5 protein-coding genes and 1 pseudogene are annotated in these 3,734 nt (G+C 68.7%); 5 read left to right on the forward strand and 1 reads right to left on the reverse strand.

The window, feature by feature from the left end; translation table 11 throughout:
- Positions 1 to 264 (reverse strand): annotated as a pseudogene (locus tag DBR23_RS30960) (phospholipase); the annotation flags it as partial.
- 324 nt (positions 265 to 588) lie between these two features.
- On the opposite strand from DBR23_RS30960, the gene DBR23_RS17900 reads away from it, so the two are divergent.
- The 5 genes from DBR23_RS17900 to DBR23_RS17920 form a co-directional block, all read left to right on the forward strand.
- The gene (locus DBR23_RS17900) at positions 589 to 1,149 is read left to right on the forward strand and encodes a cysteine hydrolase family protein (RefSeq protein ID WP_108499122.1); all 561 of its coding nucleotides are present in this window, start codon (positions 589 to 591) and stop codon (positions 1,147 to 1,149) included.
- Positions 1,150 to 1,208: 59 nt separating this feature from the next.
- A complete protein-coding gene (locus DBR23_RS17905; RefSeq protein ID WP_108499124.1) occupies positions 1,209 to 1,823 on the forward strand; it encodes a DJ-1/PfpI family protein in 615 nt (204 codons plus the stop codon).
- A 29-nt stretch (positions 1,824 to 1,852) separates the two neighbouring features.
- Positions 1,853 to 2,848 (forward strand): GlxA family transcriptional regulator, encoded by a 996-nt coding sequence (locus tag DBR23_RS17910; RefSeq protein ID WP_108499123.1) that lies wholly within the window; start codon positions 1,853 to 1,855, stop codon positions 2,846 to 2,848.
- Between the two features lie 92 nt (positions 2,849 to 2,940).
- Positions 2,941 to 3,447 (forward strand): GAF domain-containing protein, encoded by a 507-nt coding sequence (locus DBR23_RS17915; RefSeq protein ID WP_108499125.1) that lies wholly within the window; start codon positions 2,941 to 2,943, stop codon positions 3,445 to 3,447.
- A partial coding sequence (locus DBR23_RS17920; RefSeq protein ID WP_108499126.1) for a histidine kinase occupies positions 3,444 to 3,734 on the forward strand: 291 nt, incomplete at its 3' end. The genes DBR23_RS17915 and DBR23_RS17920, both read left to right, overlap by 4 nt.

Raw genomic sequence — 3,734 nt, forward strand, 5'->3', positions numbered from 1 at the left:
CCGCCGCGCCCCCGCCGGGCCGGGGGCCACGCCAGACATCCACTCGCCCCGCGACGGCACCGGCTTGCCTGCGGGGCGCGGTGTGCGGGCCGTGGAAGGCATCTTGGCAACCGCCGCCTTGCGCGGCGCTGTCCGCAGTTTGGACGCTGCCTTGGCCCGCACCGGCCGGGTGCTGGCCCGCGCAGCCCGCGCGAAGGCCTTGAGATTGCGCTGGTAGGCCCGCGTCAGGGACGACAGCGAGAACAGGCGGGAGCGGCGGGGCATAGGCGGGCAGGGGGTCTGGCGGTCGATATTCAAAAATCAGGGAAAACCCTAGCCACCTTAACAGCTTCCCGCATGGCTCGGATAGCGCTATGTCTTTGATAGCTTGAAAGGCAATATGTACCGGCGCATAACGCTGATATGGCTCAAAAACCCGCTTCACAGGGCCAGCGCAGCACCTGAAATGGCCTGGGGCGTCAGCCAGGCCCGTCATTCGCCACAGAATGATGGCTGAAATTGATCGAATCCTGTCTCCGTCAGTTCGGACCGTCGGCCGCTGGGCAGCGAAGATAAGCACATCCAAACCACTGCTTCTGTGAGCACGCCATGAAAACCTGTCTGATAGTGATTGATGTCCAGGAATCGTTCCGCCACCGTCCCTTTTTCACCGAGCGCGAGCTGCCTGCCTACCTGCAAGCGCAGAACGCGCTGATCGACGGGTGTGTCGCCCAGGGTATCCCGGTGGTGCGCGTGTTCCACAGCGACGGCCCCGAAGTCGCCGAGAACCCGTTTTCGCAGGCCTCGGGCCAGGTGCGGCCGCTGAAAGGCTTGGCCACCTTCGACGCAGCAGCCACCTTCACCAAATCGCGCCACAGCGCGCTGGTGGGCACGGGCCTCGATGTGTGGCTGACACGCCATGGCATCCAGCGCCTGATCGTGAGCGGCATCCGCACCGAACAATGCTGCGAAACCACCACCCGCCACGCGTCCGACCTGGGCTGGGACGTGGACTACGTGACCGATGCCACGCTGACCTGGGACATGGTGCAGCCCGACGGCCAGGTGCTGGCGGCGGCCGACATCAAGACCCGCACAGCCACCGTGCTGCAAGGCCGCTTTGCGACCCTGTGCACCGTGCAACAGGCGCTGGACCGGGCGGCCGCATGAGCGCCGCGCCGGGCCGCCCCAAGCAAGCTCGCACCGCAGGCGAAGCCGAAGGTACAACAGTGAGCGCCCAGCCATTGCAGGTCGCCATCCTGGTGTTCGACGACGTGGAGGCCCTGGACCTGGGCGGGCCCTATGAGGTCTTCACCACCGCCAGCCGCATGCACCAGCGGCAACATCCCGGCGCGCCTGCACCGTTTGTGGTGCAGTGCGTGGCCCGCAGCCTGGACCCGGTGCGCGCCCGGGCGGGTTTGCGCGTGTTGCCCGATGCGGACTTTGCCAGCGCCACCGCGCCCGATGTGCTGATCGTGCCCGGCGGCGTGGTCGATGCCGCTGCGGCCTGCCCCGCCACCCGCGCCTGGGTGGTCCAGGCGGCAGGCCGAGCGCAGATCACGGCCTCGGTGTGCACAGGGGCCTTCATCCTGGCCGCAGCCGGTGTGCTGACCGAAGGCCCGGCCACCACCCACTGGGAGGACACCGCCGACCTGCGCACGCAGTACCCCGCGCTCGACGTGCAGGAGAATGTGCGCTGGGTGGACCGGGGCGCGCTCGTCACATCCGCTGGCATCAGCGCTGGCATCGACATGAGCCTGCACCTGGTCACCCGGCAGCTGGGCGCGGCGCTGTCCGAGCGCACGGCCCGCCAGATGGACACGCCCTGGAACCCCCAGCCCTGACACGCTTTTAGCCTGACCCAAAGCCATCGATGCAAAACCCGGCCTCCTCCCCCATCCACGTCTATTTCGCCCTGCTGCCGGGCAGCCTGGTGCTGGACTGGGCGGGCCCGGCCGAAGCGCTGCGCATCGCCAATCAGACGCTGGCCAAGCAAGGCCAGCCCGAGCGGTTTGTGCAGCACTTTGTGAGCCCCACGCCCGAGTCCGTCTCGTCAGTAGGTGCCGTGCTGACCCAGCTGGAGCCGCTGCCTGCCACGCTGCCCAGCCCCGCCTGGGTGGTGCTGGTGGGCCTGGCCGGGCAACACATCGCGGTGGACGGCGACGAGGCCCGCGCGCTGCTGCACTGGCTGCGCGGGCTGCGGCCCGTGGCGGGGCAGCTGGAGCTGATCACCGTGTGCGCGGGCTCGGTGCTGGCCGCCCATGCCGGCCTGCTGACGGGGCGCCGTGCCACCACCCACCACCAGCATCTGGACGAGCTGGCCGCCGTGGACCCGCGCTGCGACGTGGTGGCCAACCGCGTGTTTGTGGCCGATGGCGCCGTGTACAGCAGCGCTGGCGTGACCACGGGCATCGACTTGCTGCTGCACCGCATCTCGGACACCTGCGGCCCCACGCTGGCCGCGCAGGTGGCGCAGGCCATGGTGGTGGCCCTGCGCCGGGGGCCCAACGACCCGGAGTTCTCGCCCTTTCTGCACCACCGCAACCACCTGCATCCGGCCCTGCACCGCGTGCAGGATGCCGTGGGCCAGCAGCCCCAGGCCGACTGGAGCGTGCCGCAGATGGCCGAGGTGGCCCACACCTCACCCCGGCATCTGACGCGGCTGTTTCTGGAACATGCGGGCATCGCACCGCTGCAATACCTGCGCCGCATCCGCCTGGCCACTGCCGAGGCCGCGCTGCGGTCCGGCCAGAACGTGACGCAGGCGGCGCTGATGGCGGGGTTCAGCTCCGACACGCAGCTGCGCCGGGCCTGGCACCAGTTCGGGCGTGGCGGCACCCCGTCGCAAGGCAGTGCGCGCAGCCACTGAGGGACCCGTCCGGTGTGATGCCGCGCGATGCACGCGACACGGCACCCGCCGATAATGAAGCCCTTTGCCGCACCACCCGCCGGGTCGCCACCATGCAAGAACCACCCCGCCCTGCCAACGAGCCCGACCGCCTGCAGGCGCTGCGCCAGCTGCTGATTCTGGACACGCCGCCCGAAGAGCGGTTTGACCGCCTGACGGCCTTTGCCGCGCAGGAGTTCGATGTGCCCACGGCGCTGCTCTCGCTGATCGATGGCGACCGCCAATGGTTCAAGTCGCGGGTGGGTATGGACCAGTGCGAGACCTCGCGAGGCATCTCGTTCTGCGGCCACGCCATCCTGCAGGACGACATCATGGTCGTGCCCGATGTGAACCAGGACGAGCGCTTCATCGGCAACCCGCTGGTCACAGGGGAGCCCTACATCCAGTTTTATGCGGGCGCGCCGCTCAAGCTGCCCAATGGGCACAACGTGGGCACCCTGTGCCTGCTGGATAGCAAACCCCGCACACTGGACGCCATCGACCTGGCCATCCTCGGTTCCCTGCGCGACCTGGCAGTGGAAGAACTGGTGCGCCGCGAGCAGGGAGCCTCCGCCCCATGAGCGATCACAGCCCCCAGGACATCCTGCTGATCGAACCCAGCTCGCTGACGGGCAGCATCATCGTCTCCACGGCCCGCCAGCTGAACCTGCCCGCCGTGCGGCAGGTGAACAGCGTGCGCATGGCCCAGCAGCGGCTGACGCACCAGGACTTTGCGGGTGTGATCGTCTCGATCGATGAGCACCAGCAGGAGGCCGTCGCCCTGCTGGAGCAAGTGCGCAACGATACGCTGGCCGTCAGTGCCAGCGTGCCGGTGGCGGTGACGACCACGCAGGTCGATGCCTCCACC

The sequence above is a fragment of the Acidovorax sp. HMWF018 genome (genome assembly GCF_003061035.1).
GTDB classification, from domain to species: domain Bacteria; phylum Pseudomonadota; class Gammaproteobacteria; order Burkholderiales; family Burkholderiaceae_C; genus Acidovorax; species Acidovorax delafieldii.